Here is a 16479-nt window from a genome sequence, read left to right on the forward strand (position 1 = left end):
ACGGGCGGCTGATGTTAAGGACTTTTAATTCTTTGTTTCGATCCTGCCTTAATAATCAAATAACGCTCCATCTCTTTCATTAAATAAAATAGAGAAGCTCGAGTCTCAAATTCTTCTCTGCTTTGAGGAAGAGGAAGGCTTTTCATTTCATCGTGCAGCATATTAAGTCGATCCAGGAATTGATAAGCAGTATTTTCTTCTTTCACAGCTCTACTTAATTGGTGAAAAAACTTTGCCAAGGTATTTCTTTGGGGGACCTTTTCATCGAGCCTTGATATTGTTGGCAGCATTCTCTCCAAGATTTTAAATTGTTTTTCCCTCATCTCAAAATAAAGATAATGTTTATCTTTTTTTATTAATATATGGTTTTCGGCATTTCGAATCGCTAGACTTTTCCCCTGATAGAACACCCCTTCCAGCTCAACCATTTCCTCTCCATTCCAGCCTTGATCTCCCTTATAAAGATAAACGGAATATTCATAAAGAATCTTTTTAAAATTAGCTTCAATTTCCTTTTGATATTGCGATAACTCATTCTCTAAATTAGGCATAAAGCTATTTAATATCAGGGCTGTACCACATCCAATGATTATTAGAAACAATTCGTTCTCCACAATCGAGAGGCTTATGTTTTCCAACGAATAAATATGTAAAATAATGACGATGCTCGTGATGAATCCACCCTGAATCCTTAACTTAACAAGGACTGGGATTAAAATGATTATAAGGAGTGTAAAAGTCAGCGGATGATATCCAAGTATTTCAAATATAATTCCGGAAATCACCATACCAACAAGACAACCAGCCGATCGGTGTAGCATTGTTTGAATTGATTTAACTTTTGTTTTTTCAATACAAAGAATTGTTAAGATTCCTGCTGAACCGTAAAATTGAAGGCCCATAAGCTGAGCTATAAAAATCGCCAGACCTGAACCAATAGCAGTTTTAAGTGTTCGTATTCCAATCTTCACTTGAATCATCCTTTACAAATGCCACTTTATATCAAATTCATTTATAACCGATTACTATAAAGCACTTAGAACAGCGATGCTAATTTTCCCTTATTGGTATTAATCTTAACATTTCTCATAATCTATCACTTACATAATTAAGTATATCATCGGTTTTTTTCAATGCACATAACTCCTATCTCATAGGTAACTACCCGAAATAGTCTATTTCATGTTATTTGAATTCGAACGATCACTTTTATTTTTCTAAGTACCTACATCAGAAATCAACCATCTTAATAGTTCCTACTTGTTCTTTTAAAGTTTCTACACTAAAAAGGATATTGAGGAAAATAAAACTGATCAAGTATGCTGCAATAGGAGGAAAGACGAATGAAGATCTATTAATAGTTTAAAGCCGCATTCTTCCATTGAAAAATGCGGCTTATTTCAAAAAATAGTTCTTTACTGTTGTTCAACAATCGCGTTCGATGCTTTATAGTTACTAATTTCACTTACTTCTTGGTTACTATTAAGTTCCTTAAATCATATCCCGTCTACTGTAACCAAGATAACCTATGACCATCAAAGCGATGCTAATGACAGTTACTGTAATGAAAATTGAAGCATCAAAAGCCTCCATTGGCATTTGTGGAATCCAGCTTTGAATGGCTGTTTTGGAAAACCATTCTGGTAAATCCAAGATACCGCCAAAGTAGTTTAGTACAAAGGAGTAGCCAAGGTAAGCATAAACCACTTTACCTAGTTTCGGTGCCCAGCCGAGGGCTAAAGCCGCAAGACCCGTAAAGAATAATACTGATGGTAAGAAGTTGTAGCCAGCAGCAAGAAAATCAAATATATCCATCGCCCGGCTATCCCCCATGGCTGTGATAGCTGTACTTCCAAGACCACCTGCGGCTAATAAAATTCCTACTAAACCTGCAAAAATTGCTAAACTAATACTGGTCCAATAAAATTGGCTGCGGGTCACTTTTGTAGCATAAAGCTGACTTAAGTGCAATCGGCTTTCTTCAGAGAAAAGTTTATTTACAAGGGCAATTGGCAAAATCGAAACCAAACTAATCATGACCATCATAATCGTTCCAGTGAACGATTCTTCAATGGAAACGCCTGAATGAGTAAACATTTGTTTCATCATTTCGTTACTTTCAAGGAAGGTCTGCATGTCTCCATAAATCGAACCATAGGCCGCCCCCATAATAACAAAAGCAATCAACCAACCAATCATCACGCCTTTGTTAATCTTGATAAATAAACCACGGACAGACAACAAGGATTTCTTTGCGCTTTCTCGACCTTCTCTTTCAGGAAGATAGCCAGCTCCCATATCACGGCTACCTTCAAGGGCAAAAGCAATGGTTACCACGATCACACTGAAAATCAAGGCAAAAATTAGTGGGATCCAGTTATTTTCCGTAAAGGGATAGGTCAAATATGTCCAACCTAGGGGATTGATCATTGATAAATCAACATTTGAGACGTCTGTTCCGGCACGAACAATATAAAGTAAGCCTACAATTCCAAGTGCTGAACCTGTTGCACCAGATGAAGTTGGCATAATTTGTGCCATAACCAAAGCAATCCCAGCACCGATTATCCCAGCAATTCCAACTGATGCCCCAAATAGAAATGAACCTTCTACAGAAATCGTATCGGCACCGAAACTCATCATTACTCCACCAACAAAGAGTGCCAATAAAATACTAACGAGAACTGTCTCTATAATTGCAGCGAGAGCGTTTGCTTGACGACCTATTTGAAATGCGCGTACAAGCTCAGTAAGACCAAGATCCTCTTCTTTACGAGTATGACTTACCACATGCAAAACAGCCAATATCATCGCAAACAAACCACAGAATAGCAACATTTCCTGCGCATACATTGCCCCTATAGTAAAATCAATTGCTTTTTCAACTGGCGTAGGGCCCACCATGGATATCATAGCAGGATTTTGCAAGGTTTCGTACATTCCCAGCAAACCTTGTCCTTTGGCTATTTCCTCAAAAGCTGGAACAAAAGCAGCTGAAAACAAGCCAAGTCCTAAAACCCAAACAATAATTTTTTTCCAATCACGTTTTAGATATTGTACAAACAGTGTATCCCAACGTGCAAACTTTTCCTTCAATGTATTTCACCCTCCTTTCTGGAACCTTTAGCCTTCATAATGACGCATAAACAAATCTTCAAGGGTTGGTGGTACAGATTCAAATGTCTTGACACCTAATTTGCTTGCTTCCATCAAAATATCATTGAGATAATGATTATCCGCAGAGAATGTCGCTTGATTATCTTTTTGTTTGAAATCAAATACTCCATTTACACTGGCCATTTCAGCCACATCACCTTCTGTTGCAATTGTTACAGTAGAACGAGTCAAGTGTCGTAGTTCATCAAGGGTTCCAGTTTCCACAATTTCGCCTTGGCGAATGATAACCACCTTATCCGCCAAGCGTTCTACTTCACTCAAGATATGAGAGGATAACAGGATGGCTTTACCTGATTCCTTGATTTTTTCAACTTCTTCTTGGAAGACTGCTTCCATCAAAGGGTCAAGACCAGACGTTGGTTCATCAAAAATATATAAATCCGAATCAACAGATAATGCTGCAATCAAACCGACCTTTTGACGATTTCCTTTCGAATATCCTTTGGCTTTTTTCTTAGGGTCCAATTCAAAGCGTTTAATTAAATAATCGCGTTTTTGCATGTCTCCGCCACCGTGCAATTTAAGGAATAGATCAATAATTTCGCCACCTGTTAGATTTCCCCACAAAGAGACATCTCCAGGGACATAAGAAATGTGTTTATGAATGTCAAGGCTATCTTTCCAAACATCCTTATCAAATATTTCCACATTGCCCGCATCTCGCCTGATAATTCCCAATAATGTACGAATAGTTGTCGATTTACCAGCTCCATTTGGGCCAATAAAACCTACCACTTCTCCAGTCCCTACCGTGAATGTCACGTCATTTAGCGCTTGAATCTTCCCGAATTTTTTTTGTAAACCTTGGACCTCTACAATTTTTGTCATAATACTCACACTCCCTCTTTTTTGACGAAAAATATTTGATTTGTATTGTCGTTTTCAATGTTAACTTTAAACCCAAGTTCATTATTAATCCTTTTCTAAAGGTAAATCCCTTAGTTCGGTCATATTTCACTCTCTTCTTATTTGTAAAAGCTATACTTCAGTATTTTAGAATAACTCTCCCATTCTTTAAGATATCCTTCTTCAACATCTTCAAAGGTATTTAATTGACTACTTGCTTTTTCCGCAAATCCGAACATCGTCCAATTAAGAATATCAATCGCTTTTTGAATATCAATGTCCTCACGAAATTTTGAATAGTCTATATTCCTATATAGTTTTTCAATCCCCTCTTCAACGATAGAATTAACTTTTTGCTTAATGTCCTCCTCCACTTCATCAGATTCCTCATGGGCTAAAGAAGAAAGAAAATCAAATACTTGAGGAAATTTTTTATGGACATACAATTTTTTTAATCCTAATTTCTCGATTCTTTTAAAAATGTCGGTTTCGTTCAAATCTATTTGCTCATAAATTTTCTCGACAACTTGAACCCCATATTCGATTAAATATAAGTAAAGATCCTTTTTGCTATTGAAATAATTGAACAATGAACCTTTAGAAATTTTAGCCTCTTTCACAATTTCATTTGTGGATGCTTTTTCAAAACCACTTTGAATAAATTCTTTTGTTGCGGCGTTAATTATAAGCTCTTGTTTCTCTGATTTTATGCTATTAAATATGGAAGTAATGATGGTTATCCCCTTTCGGCTACGATCAAATTGACCAGTTTGGTCAACTTAATGTAACACAAATGACCAAACTGGTCAATTAACAGTTTTTATTTCACAACAATAGAAATGTAATATGTTCACTTAAACTGACGGGGTTTCGTTCAAGAAGAACTAATTGATTTTTGGATTCAGAGCATTAAATATATAACCCCATCCTAAAATTAGGACAGGGTTAACATAAAGTTGGTTAAATTTGAAATAACACTTCACCAGTCTTAAACTTCCAATAGTGTTGTTTAGAATCTAGGTTCTTTCGTCATAACGTTACTACTGCTCTATTATCTGAATAAGGTTGCCGCATGTATCGTCGAAGACAGCTATTGTGACTTCGCCCATTTCTGTCGGCTCCATAGTAAACTTTACGCCTTTTTCTACTAATTCTTTGTACTCTTTGTGTATATCTGCAACCCCAAACATTGTTACTGGAATGCCATCAGCAAATAGCTTCTGTTGATACTCTTTGGCAGCAGGATGGTCATTCGGTTCGAGTAAAAGCTCTGTACCGTCCTGATCATCGGGAGAAACAAGCGTTATCCACCTAAATTCTCCGCTAGGAACGTCATGCTTTTTTACAAAGCCTAGCGTTTCTGTATAAAACTCTAATGCTTTGTCTTGATCTTGAACGAATATACTGGTAACAACGATTTTCATACTGTTGTTGCCTCCCTTGTTATTTGTGACTCATGGTGTTGCGTTAATAATCGTTTGCACGTCAAACACCCCACACATTCGTCAGAAAGTCCTGTCCCGATATTATAAAATGATTCTCCTTTCAGCAAATTTTTAAGTGGTTCATGATTAAACATAAGTACTCGATATTGTCCCTTTCGTTTTGATTTTACAAACCCTGCATTTTACAATGTAGTAAGATGTTTAGCGATCGCCTGTCGTGGAATGGAAAAGTCGTGCTTCATAATGAGACGTGCCGTAAGTTCATACAACGTTAGATTAGACCAAAGAAGCCAGTTCAATTTTCGATAGACCAAAATAGAAAGAGGTTATCAATTTGAAAAATACATATAAATCCAAATTCAGCTTGCGTAAGTTTACATTGTTTGTGTCGCTGTTCGCATTGATTACACTCGCCGCCTGCACGGATTCAACCAATTCGACTAATGTCTCATCTGAAGAGGAAAACGAAGTGGGACAAACAACAAAAACAGATGAAAAATTTGACCAAATCGAGAATGAGTTTAATGCTCGGCTCAGTGTCTATGCGATTGATACTGGTTCGAATCAGACCATCGAATATCGACCAGATGAACGTTTCGCTTTTGCATCCACCTACAAGGCATTGGCCGCTGCTATCGTATTACAGCAGAATACTATGGAAGAGCTTAAGGAAGTCATCACCTATACCAAGGATGATTTGGTTCCCTATTCTCCAATTACCAAGAAACACGTTGATACCGGGATGGCCCTTTTGAAACTTGCCGAGGCGGCAGTTCGGTCCAGTGACAACACCGCAGGGAACCTCTTACTTAAGGCACTAGGAGGTCCTGACGGATTTGAACAAGCCTTAAGGCAAATCGGCGATAACGTTACCCAAGCGGATCGATACGAACCCAATTTGAATGAATTTACCCCGGGAGATACTCGTGACACTAGCACACCGAAAGTTCTTGCCACCGACCTTCAGGCATTCGCAGTCGGCGACTTGCTTTCGAATGATGATCGCGAACGGTTCACGAATTGGCTTCAAGGAAATGCGACAGGAGATACGCTGATTCGCGCGGGCGCACCGAAAGGATGGGAAGTCGGTGATAAGAGTGGGGCCGGAAATTACGGAACGAGAAATGACATTGCAGTTGTTTGGCCGCCAAACAGGGAACCAATCGTTATTTCGATTATGTCCCGTCATGATACGGAAGATGCCAAATATGATGATACGCTAATTGCGCAGGCTGCCAAAGTCGCACTTAACGCCCTAAAGTGAGTTAAACTATAAAAAATAAACAAGAACCTAACCGAAGACCGATTATTCCTTCAAGGAGTAATCGGTTTTAAAGATCATATTCCTTATTGTTTGCCTCTGAAAACGGTTCGGCTGTACTACCTCTATCAAGAATATAGCAATGTAGATTGGACACGATTCTTGATTCTTATTAAGGTTTCTCACCTGTAATAGTATAATTTATTAGTGTAATAATACAGACTTTATAAAAAAAGAGCCATGCTAGACATCTGCACGTCCATTAACCTCTTCATCAGCTAAAACACATGAAAATAGGAAATGAAAGGATGCTAGCTTTGGCTCATATTCGTTTAGGGGAGTTCTGCAAATGACGTTACGCTCCCCTATTTATTAACTTTCAGCAACAGGCTCCATTGATTCTTTTGTGTCTTCTTTTGACGTTTTCATCGGCTTAATAAAGAAAGACAAGATTAAGGCAAAGAGCGCCAGACAAGCAGCGACCATAAAGGCAACCGAGACCCCATGAATCATCGGGTGTGAAAGGTGTTCCTGCACGGCATCTTTTGTGTTGTTCGTCATTACTGTGACGAGTGTTGCCGTTCCAATAGAGGCAGCAACTTGTCGCATCGTATTATTCATGGCCGTTCCGTGTGGAATTAACTGATCCGGAAGCTGGTTCAATCCGGCTGTCATGACCGGCATCATAACAAGAGATATTCCGAACATCCGGATGGCGTAAATGATCATCATGGTCGTGTATGTCGTCGAAGCGGTCATATTGCTGAATAGGAATGTCATGATAGAAACAACTGCCAGACCGATAATGGCCAGTGGTCGTGCCCCGATCTTATCAAAGACTCTCCCAGTAATTGGTGACATAATCCCCATTACAACTGCGCCCGGTAAAAGCAGCAATCCAGACTCGAGTGGTGAGTAACCTCGTGCATTCTGCATATAAAGCGGCAACAGAAGTTCTACGCCAATCATTGATACCATAACAATCATACCGATCAATACGGTTAGCGCAAAAATCTTGTTCTTAAATACCCTGAATTCAAGCATCGGAGTTTGAATGGTTAGCTGTCGCCATATAAATAAGCCAAGTGTGATAACACCGACAATTAAAGCGATGATGACTTCTGTACTGCTCCAGCCGTTGTTACCTGCGCTGCTGAAACCGTATAATAAACTACCAAATCCAAGCGACGACAAGATGATCGACACGATATCAATTTTCGGATAGGTTAACTTAGTGACATTTTTCAATGCAAAGGTTGCAAAAATAATATCAAGCAAAGCAATTGGTAAAATCATATAGAACAGTACTCGCCATGAATGGCTCTCAACAATCCAACCGGAAAGTGTGGGTCCAATTGCGGGAGCAAAAGCGATGACTAATCCTACCATTCCCATGGCCGCACCGCGTTTTTCGACAGGGAAAATAAGTAAAAACACCGTCTGCATTAATGGGATCATAATGCCTGCACCCGCTGCCTGCACAATTCTTGCAATTAACAAGAGCGGAAAACTAGGTGCAAATGCAGCGATCAGTGTCCCGGTCGCAAACAGACTCATAGCCGTAATAAATAGTTGCCTGGTCGAAAACTTTTGGATTAAAAAGGCGGTAACCGGAATCATCACCCCATTCGTTAGCATGAACCCAGTCGTTAGCCATTGAGCCGTATTGGCAGAAACGGATAGATCAGCCATGATTTTGGGTATAGCGGTATTTAACAGCGTCTGATTCAAAATGACAACAAATGCCCCCGCGAGAATCACAGCAATAATGACGGGTTTATTTAAGTTTTGATGAGACGATGACTGTTCATTTGCCATATTGACTCCACTCCTTTTATTTATTTCTCTGATATAAGATTGTTAAATTAATATAATCAAAAATAGTTAAGTGTCCGTTCTTTCTAGACGATGAAATGGCTTTTTATTAATTTGACCAACGGGTTATATTATATATGTTTATGACCAGTCAGTCAAAAAAGAAGTGTTAAAACATTTATTCAATAGTCAATCCATCACTTTGTTAATAAGTGCTATCCAATGATGGAATAAAACAATGATGCCGGATGACACGGCATCACTGTTAATTTATGCTTCACGATCTCTATTTTTGTTCTTTCTTCTTAGTTTACTGAGCGCATCATAAATGATCGGAACGATGACTAATGTCAATAATGTTGAACTTGTCAGACCACCGATGACTGTTATACCAAGGCTCTTACCAATAAATCCGCTGCCTTCAAGCCCTAAAGCTAATGGCAATAGTGCTCCGATGGTAGCAAGAGCGGTCATCAAAATAGGACGCAAACGGATAGTTCCAGCTTCAAGTAGTGCTTCGCGAATGCTCCAACCTTCTTGCTCTTTATGAATGACACGGTCAATCAATACAATCGCGTTGGTGACAACAATACCTATGAGCATGAGCGCACCGATCATTGCGGAAACACCCAACGGTTCACCGCTGATCAACAGGCCGATAAGTGCACCAATGATTGTAAACGGCAGGGAAAACAAAATGGCAAACGGTGCGAGTGCCCCACCAAATGTGATGACAAGAACAAGGTATACAATTGCTATGGCTGCGAGCATAGCGAGGCCGAGCTGTGTAAACGATTCTTGAATATCTTGAGTGACGCCGCCCATGGAAACTTCAATACCCGAAGGCAGATCCATCTCATCAATGTCGTTCTGCAGACTTTGTGATACGGCTGTTGCGTTATCGGTTGTCAGCTTGCCACTCACCGATACGTAGGTTGAACCGTTCCGGCGCGTAATGGTATCAGATGTTTCTCCTTTGTTTACATCCGTGACATCTTCGACCTTCACTGTTTTTCCGACAGGCGTTTGAATGTCTGTATTCTTAACATCATTGATGTTCGAATAATTTTTTTCATTGACCTGAAGGTAAACATTGACGCTCTCTCCATCTTTTTGAATGGTTGTCAGCATAGGCCTTTGTTGAGTTTGATTTAATGACTGGCTGATTTGCCCAGCTGTTAGCCCTAGTTCACTCAGTTTTTTCTGATTGGCAACAAGGGTGTACTCATCATAAGTTTCAGACATACTTGAACCGACATCTTTCAGGTTGTCCTGATCTTGCATAACTTTTTCGATATCTTGGACGACCGGTTTGATCGCATCCATGGAATCCCCTTTGACGAGGAGTTGGATTTGATTACTTCCACCTGTCGATGTGAAATTTTGGGATGCCCATTCGCCTTTGTTTGTTTGTGATTTCAGATCTTTAATAACCTGCTCTTTTTCCTCATTGAAGTTTTCAGTATCATCTTCATATTGAACAAAGAACATTGCTTGGTTCGAAGCCCCTGGATTCATCGGGTTTTCCCCGCCAAGAGAGTATTGAATGGTTTGGACATTTTCACGGTCTTCCAGATACGTTTCTGCATCAGCCGCACGCTTCTTGACACTATCCAACGTTTGACCGGGTTCTGGTTTATAAGTAGCAATCATCATTTTCTGCTCTTGAGAAGGTAAAAAACTGACACCAATAGCTGGTACAAGCGCCAAGCTTCCAATTAAAAGCAGAACAGCCAGGCCTGACGTGATGATCTTATGATTTAATGTCCAGTTCAGGATGCGTTTGTATCCCCGTGCCATTCTCCCGGGCCCTTCATTATGCGTCGTCGTTTCCTTTTTAGAAGGGGGACCTTGCTTCATAAAACTGTGTGCTAAAACGGGTACTACAGTCACAGCTACCAATAAGGAAGACAATAACGCAAGAACAACAGTTAATGCGAACGGCATGAATAGTTGACCCACCATGCCGCTGACAAGCCCCATTGGCAAAAATACAGCAATCGTGACGATGGTTGAAGAAGCAATCGGACGAAACATTTCCTTCGTCGCTTCACGTATTAGCGCTCGACCTTTAAGTTGTTCACCCTCTAAAGCCATTCTGCGATAGATATTCTCTATAACAACGATAGAGTCATCAACGACACGCCCAATGGCTATTGTCATGGCCCCAAGCGTCATAATATTCAAGGTAATATCCATTTGGTTTAACAGCAATAACGCCATAAGTAATGATAATGGAATGGATACTACAGAAATGAGCGTGGTTTTCACGTTTCTCAGGAACATGAAAATGATAATCATAGCGAACAAAGCGCCAAATATTGCTTTGCTCAGCATAGTATTAACAGAATTCTCGATTGGTTCTCCTTGATCAAAAGACGAGATCATGTTAATCCCATCAATGTCTTTTTCCAAATCGTTCATTTGCTCCTTTACACGGTTAACGACATCGACCGTGTTGGCGTCAGCTGTTTTGACGACTTGTATGCTGATGGATTTCTTCCCATTAGTTCTTGAGATAGATTCGGCTTTGCCCACCATTTTAATATTGGCGATTTCTTGAAGCTCCACCGTCGGGATGTTCGCTGTCTTCTGTGCAGCCCCCTGATTCCGACTTTCCTGTACTTGCGAACCGCTGTCATTTTGTTTCTGCGGTATCCCTTGGCTTTGAGTTGATGGTTCTGACGAAGGTGTGACAGGAATTTGCAATTGCCTTAAGTCTTTAAGTGTTGTAATGTTACCATCAACGACGATTGATTTCTTTGTATCATCGAATGTATATAAACCGAGTGGCACCTTGACATCGGATCCTTTGATCAATTGCTTGATCGTATCCTTTTGAAGACCTAACGATGCCATTTTATCTTGGTCAAATGTCAGCTGGACTTCATTTGCTTGCTGCCCCGCAACTTTAACAGAAGACACGCCTTGAAGTCCTTCAAATGAAGGGGCAATGTCATCTTCCACTTTATTTGTTAATTGTTCCAAAGATTGGTTCTCGCCTGTAACACTTAATGTAATGACAGGGAGACTGTTCATGCTTAACCGGGAAACCTCCGGATCTTGAACATTGGTCGGAAAACTGACCTTAGATACCGCCTCTGTCACTTCTTCTTCCGCTTTATCCATTTTCTTATCAAAATGATATTGAATTTGAACGGAAGACGTGTTTTGGTAAGAAGATGAACTCACGATATCAACGCCATTCAAATTCTGTACCGATTTTTCGATCGGTTTCGTAACCTTATCCGTCACTTCTTCAGGTGTGGAACCTGGATAGGGCGTTGTGACAGTCACAACCGGAGTATTGATATTCGGTATGGTCTCCATTTTCATATTAAGGCCTGCATATAAACCTGCGGCCGCTATGATAATCGTCATCAACCAAAGAGCAAACTTATTCTTTAATGTAAAGTTGATTAACTTGTTCAATGGAATCCCCTCCTTTTTTCTATAATTGACGTGTGAAATTGAACAATCTAAAATATAAATGACTGGTCGGTCACTTGTCAAGATGGTCAATCATGTTTAAAAAAGATGATGAATTTGTTTATAATACAAAGGAAAGATCCTTTCTAGGAGGATATAAAATGAAAGAAAAAGAAAAGTTAATTATAGAAGCGGCCATTAAACTATTTGCTAGCAAAGGGTTCACTGCTACCTCAGTTCAGGAGATCGTCCAAGAAAGCGGTATGTCTAAAGGAGCTTTCTACCTATATTTCAAATCAAAAGATGCTTTATTGTTTGCGATTTTCACCTATTATTACGAACGTATTCAAAACAAGATTCAAGATATAGAAAATAAAAATTTACCTTCCCGTGAAAAATTCCAGCAACAGTTGACGGTTTATTTTCATGAAATGAAGGAACATAAAGAATTTATTATCATGCAAGTTAGGGAGCAGGCCATCCCTTTCAATGAAGATATCGCACATTTTATAAAGAATATAAAAGCGAATCACTATATGTTTTATAAGAAAAACCTCCTTGACATTTATGGAGAACGTGTCAAACCTTACCTTTGGGATTTAACATGTATTTTGCAGGGAACGTTTCATTCTTACCTTGATCTGATCACCTTAGAAACAGTTAACATCGACCTGAAATACCTTTCGCAATTCATGCTTAACCGGGCCGATGATTTATTGGAAGGCCTTCTCGATACGAAGGAACGTCCTGTGCTATCTAGGAATGAAATGGATGAACTTATCCGGCGAAGTGTTGACCAAGTAGATCAAATATCAGTGGAGAAAGCGATTGATCAACTGAAAGAAAAGACAAACAACGAAGATCTTAGGGTTACGATTGATGTTTTGGAGGAGGAAATGAAGCGAAAATCCCCCCGAATGCCTGTCATCAAAGGAATGTTGACAAACCTTGACAGTTACCCAGAAGCCATAGAATTGAAGAAAAAGATGGAGTTATATTATCATATAGATACTGAATAGACCAATAATTAGAAAATTGAAAGTCTATATCCATGAGGATAATGATTTCAAATATTTATGCCGTTATACTATATAACAAAAGCGACCTTTTAAATAATAGTTGGGTCGCTTGTATAGTATATCATTGTGCAGTTGTTCTTTGCGTTTAATTTTGGTTATTCTTAATCTCTTCCAACAGAGAAATAACTTTTTCGTTTTGTTTGATTATTGTTTGATTTTGTTTTCTCATTTTGGTGAAGTCAAATAAAAATACGATTAAGATGACTAATACAAAAATGTCTACCACGGTTTGTCCCCTCACTTCATCCACGTAAGTTTGAACATATCACTATTAACTATTCTACCAAAATGACAAAAAGTCTTGAAGAAAAAATGCTACACAAAAAGAACGTTTATTTTCGCGTTCTTTTTGTGTTAGTGAATTTTATTCGATTTTTTACATCGTTTTGTATTCCATTATATAATTCAGCACTTTTGTAAGCTCTTCTTTTACTTGAACGGGAATATGATGGGCAGGTTGTTTCCCAATAAACTGCGTTAATTTTTTTAGCTTTTTATAGCCTTCTGTTTCTTTTCCCATTGACAAAGCGTGGCTGGCATTACTTAGTCGAGCCTGCATAGATTGTCTAATACCTTTCGGGTCGATGTCTCCTGTTTCTATTATGTTCGTTAAGTGATCTAAGTTAGCCGGTTTCACCGTAACGGTCTTCGTTTTAATGGCCTCAACGTTACCTGCTTGATCCACTGCCCGGTATTCAATGTCGGTTGTGCCTTCGTTTGAAATAAGGAATGCTTCCGTATATGTTGTCCAGTCGGAATTGTCCCCGATACGGTACTCAATGTGATCAATACCTGATACATCATCCATAGCTGTCAATTCTACTTTTGCCTGGTGTAGGTAAGAACCATCAGGTAACGTTTTCCCTATAATCTTCGCGGCGGTTTCCGGCGTTAATAAATCAGTAACCAGTTGTCCGTTAATCCGGACATTGTCTAACATTAAGTTTTCCACATTTGAGATCGACGCTGGCTTATCAACATTATTCAATGTGGAATTGATGATTCGGATATTGCTAACCGGTGAGCGTTTGTAACCCTTTAGAAGCAGGGCGTATTCCCCACCATGACTTTGAAGATTTTTCACTTCAATATTCCGGACAACGGGCGTGTAATGACCGGCGTCCCCCTCTTCATAGAGGAAATTGACTTTAATAACAGCCTCATTCACACTCTTAACCACATTATCCTTCAAATAAATATTTTCAATGACACCGCCTCTCACCGAATTCGTTTTAATGCGGAGAGCTCTTTCAAGATTTGGGCTGTCCATAAGATTATTCCTTGCATAAATATTTCTGGCACCCCCGGTTATTTCACTTCCCATTACAACCGCACCGTGGCCATCTTTCATGTGATTGCCTTGAATGATGATATTTTCACTTGGGACATCAATCCGCCTACCGTCCGCATTCCGGCCCGACTTAATGGCAATATTGTCATCTCCGTTATTGAAGAAAGCGTCCTTAATCAGAACATCTTGACTCGATTCCGGGTCAATGCCGTCATTATTCGGTCCATGACCGATAATGCTAACATTGTCAATGGTTATATTTTCTGACAATACCGGGTGGATGTGCCACATTGGAGAATTGCGAATGGTTACGCCACGAACTAGAATATTATTGCTGTTATAAAACTGAATCATATTGGGCCTTAGATAGTGGCCTTTACCAAATACCCTTTGCTTTACGGGAACGCCATTCTCTGCCATTTCAAATAATCGATCTCTATCTTTCCCCTGACTAGGTTCACCTTCATCCCAACCATGCTCCTCCTGTCCTTTCCAGGGCCACCAATGATTGTTATCGCCTTGCCCGTCAAGGATCCCTTGACCGGTGATTGCTACATTTTTCACACCGTTTGTATAGATAAACGGGGAATAATTATATAGTTCTACACCTTCAAATCTCGTTTTAACGACGGGAAGATAGTCGTCAGGATTTTGACTAAACTTTATCGTGGCGTCTTTTGTGACATGTAAATTAACGTTACTCTTTAAGTGAATGGCGCCGGTTAGAAAGGTACCCTCTGGAACGATAACACGACCACCACCTGCATCATGCGCCGCTTGAATAGCTTTTTTAAATGCTTCCGTTGACTCTGTCTCTCCGTTTCCCACAGCACCATAGTCTGTAACGAGAAAGTCTTGATCAGGGAAGGTCGGAGACTCAATGCTATCTAAAATTTTCGGGACTTTCTCCCAACCTTGTGCTGTTTCAGCCTTTGTGCCATTTGGAAAGCCCCCAATGGCACCTAAAATAAAAGTCGACATCATGGCCAACAAAAAGAATTTTCGCATCTTTATCCTCCTTATCATTAACAAGAGTGTCTTTCAAGAATGTCAGGTCTATAGACACGATCCCCGTTCATTTCAATTTTAATCTCAGGAAATTGGTTTGTTCGGGTCAAAAAGTCGTTGTTTTCGGTGCCGACCAAAATGGTATCCTCGGATTTTACCCCTGTAATGCTGGGATTCCATGCAAAGGCTTGATGAGCACCGATTACTTCAGTTGATTGGCCATGTGCCCGATACTCTCTAGGAACATAACCTGTTAAACCTCCTTGATGATGCCATCTCCACTCATCTTTAAAGCCGAAATAATTGTATGCATAGGCCGCTTCATGAAATAAATCAGCAACTTTAACGCCCGGTCGACTGCCTGTAATGAACGTTGCATCAACATTGGTGACGGCACGGTGTTTTTGTTTAATGTTATCTGGAACCTTGCCAAAATGAACGAGGCGGGAAGCTGAGGCAATTAAACCATGGCGGCGGCCGCCAATAACAATTAAAGCATATTTTTGAATCATTTGACGCGTTGGTAACGGATGACGATAATAGAATACCCGTTCATCTGCCGCAATCAGATTAGTTACTGGTTCGATTGATGATTGGATACAAAGGCTTGCAAGCTTAGCAGCCACTTCAAACTCTGCATCTCCTCTCTTTACATCCTCACATACCCTTTCAATAATCGTTCCGACATCTTTGCCCAAAGCTTTGTACCTTTCCTGTTCTTCAGCTGTCAAAGGCTGTCTTAAACGCGCTATGTCCGAAAGAACTGAACTTTCAAGAACCGGATTCTTGAATTGAAAAGCATCAAAAAGTTGTTGCTCACCCTGCGGATCAAACCAGTTATAGGTTTGAATGTCGCATGGCCACGGTATCTCTTCTTCAATGAGTCTTTGGGATTCAATGTTATTCGTCACTAAGGTTGTGTTATCTAAGGTTATAATAAATTTTGCACAAGCTTGGTCACTGGCTATCCCAATATGTCCCCGGCCACCCGTTAGCCAGGAAAAACTCGCTTGACTCGTTAGGGTTAAAGCATCATAATCGCTTGTTTCCAACCATGAACGTAGTCTGCCGATTTTAAAGTCCGTTTCGCTTGTCAAAGGGACTCACTCCTCAACGTCTTTTTGTAAA

11 protein-coding genes and 2 pseudogenes are annotated in these 16479 nt (G+C 39.8%); 2 read left to right on the forward strand and 11 right to left on the reverse strand.

Translation table 11 applies throughout. The features are described from left to right. Positions 1–14: 14 nt before the first annotated feature. The 7 genes and pseudogenes from B9Y89_RS13605 to B9Y89_RS19425 all read right to left on the reverse strand — a co-directional run. A complete protein-coding gene (locus tag B9Y89_RS13605; protein ID WP_441351489.1) occupies positions 15–971 on the reverse strand; it encodes an aromatic acid exporter family protein in 957 nt (318 codons plus the stop codon). A 520-nt stretch (positions 972–1491) separates the two neighbouring features. Further along, positions 1492–3096, reverse strand: coding sequence for an ABC transporter permease (locus tag B9Y89_RS13610; RefSeq protein ID WP_085523749.1), 1605 nt, complete (start codon positions 3094–3096; stop codon positions 1492–1494). Between the two features lie 27 nt (positions 3097–3123). After that, positions 3124–4005 carry an ABC transporter ATP-binding protein gene (locus B9Y89_RS13615; RefSeq protein ID WP_085523750.1) on the reverse strand — a complete coding sequence of 294 codons (882 nt, stop codon included), beginning with the start codon at positions 4003–4005 and terminating at the stop codon, positions 3124–3126. A gap of 137 nt (positions 4006–4142) precedes the next feature. Next, positions 4143–4520: a hypothetical protein gene (locus tag B9Y89_RS19415; protein ID WP_254901258.1), complete on the reverse strand. Its 378-nt coding sequence runs from the start codon at positions 4518–4520 to the stop codon at positions 4143–4145. A 63-nt stretch (positions 4521–4583) separates the two neighbouring features. Continuing rightward, positions 4584–4763 (reverse strand): annotated as a pseudogene (locus tag B9Y89_RS19420) (TetR/AcrR family transcriptional regulator); the annotation flags it as partial. 300 nt (positions 4764–5063) lie between these two features. Next, a complete protein-coding gene (locus B9Y89_RS13625; RefSeq protein WP_085523752.1) occupies positions 5064–5447 on the reverse strand; it encodes a VOC family protein in 384 nt (127 codons plus the stop codon). 116 nt (positions 5448–5563) lie between these two features. After that, positions 5564–5749 (reverse strand): annotated as a pseudogene (locus B9Y89_RS19425) (helix-turn-helix domain-containing protein); the annotation flags it as partial. Positions 5750–5832: 83 nt separating this feature from the next. Here B9Y89_RS19425 and bla point away from each other — a divergent pair. After that, positions 5833–6732: a class A beta-lactamase gene (bla, locus tag B9Y89_RS13635; protein WP_441351503.1), complete on the forward strand. Its 900-nt coding sequence runs from the start codon at positions 5833–5835 to the stop codon at positions 6730–6732. A 369-nt stretch (positions 6733–7101) separates the two neighbouring features. Here bla and B9Y89_RS13640 read toward each other — a convergent pair whose 3' ends face one another. Next, positions 7102–8547 carry a DHA2 family efflux MFS transporter permease subunit gene (locus B9Y89_RS13640; protein WP_085523754.1) on the reverse strand — a complete coding sequence of 482 codons (1446 nt, stop codon included), beginning with the start codon at positions 8545–8547 and terminating at the stop codon, positions 7102–7104. A gap of 267 nt (positions 8548–8814) precedes the next feature. Then, positions 8815–11976, reverse strand: coding sequence for an efflux RND transporter permease subunit (locus B9Y89_RS13645; protein WP_085523755.1), 3162 nt, complete (start codon positions 11974–11976; stop codon positions 8815–8817). A gap of 158 nt (positions 11977–12134) precedes the next feature. Here B9Y89_RS13645 and B9Y89_RS13650 point away from each other — a divergent pair, with 158 nt between their 5' ends. Further along, positions 12135–12992: a TetR/AcrR family transcriptional regulator gene (locus B9Y89_RS13650; protein ID WP_085524745.1), complete on the forward strand. Its 858-nt coding sequence runs from the start codon at positions 12135–12137 to the stop codon at positions 12990–12992. A 436-nt stretch (positions 12993–13428) separates the two neighbouring features. On the opposite strand, the gene B9Y89_RS13655 is transcribed toward B9Y89_RS13650, so the two are convergent. Both B9Y89_RS13655 and B9Y89_RS13660 read right to left on the reverse strand, forming a co-directional pair. Then, complete coding sequence (locus B9Y89_RS13655; RefSeq protein WP_139822809.1) at positions 13429–15351, reverse strand: glycoside hydrolase family 28 protein; 1923 nt, start codon at positions 15349–15351, stop codon at positions 13429–13431. Positions 15352–15368: 17 nt separating this feature from the next. Then, complete coding sequence (locus B9Y89_RS13660; RefSeq protein ID WP_085523757.1) at positions 15369–16448, reverse strand: M24 family metallopeptidase; 1080 nt, start codon at positions 16446–16448, stop codon at positions 15369–15371. Between the last annotated feature and the right edge of the window lie 31 nt (positions 16449–16479).

The organism is Tuberibacillus sp. Marseille-P3662, assembly GCF_900178005.1.
GTDB lineage: Bacteria > Bacillota > Bacilli > Bacillales > Sporolactobacillaceae > Marseille-P3662.

What these genes read in the sequence shown, in the direction of transcription:
- B9Y89_RS13615 (WP_085523750.1), bottom strand. Translation starts at nt 4,005, where the DNA reads ATGACAAAAATTGTAGAGGTCCAAGGTTTACAAAAAAAATTCGGGAAG.
- B9Y89_RS13625 (WP_085523752.1), bottom strand. Translation starts at nt 5,447, where the DNA reads ATGAAAATCGTTGTTACCAGTATATTCGTTCAAGATCAAGACAAAGCA.
- B9Y89_RS13640 (WP_085523754.1), bottom strand. Translation starts at nt 8,547, where the DNA reads ATGGCAAATGAACAGTCATCGTCTCATCAAAACTTAAATAAACCCGTC.
- B9Y89_RS13650 (WP_085524745.1), top strand. Translation starts at nt 12,135, where the DNA reads ATGAAAGAAAAAGAAAAGTTAATTATAGAAGCGGCCATTAAACTATTT.
- B9Y89_RS13655 (WP_139822809.1), bottom strand. Translation starts at nt 15,351, where the DNA reads ATGCGAAAATTCTTTTTGTTGGCCATGATGTCGACTTTTATTTTAGGT.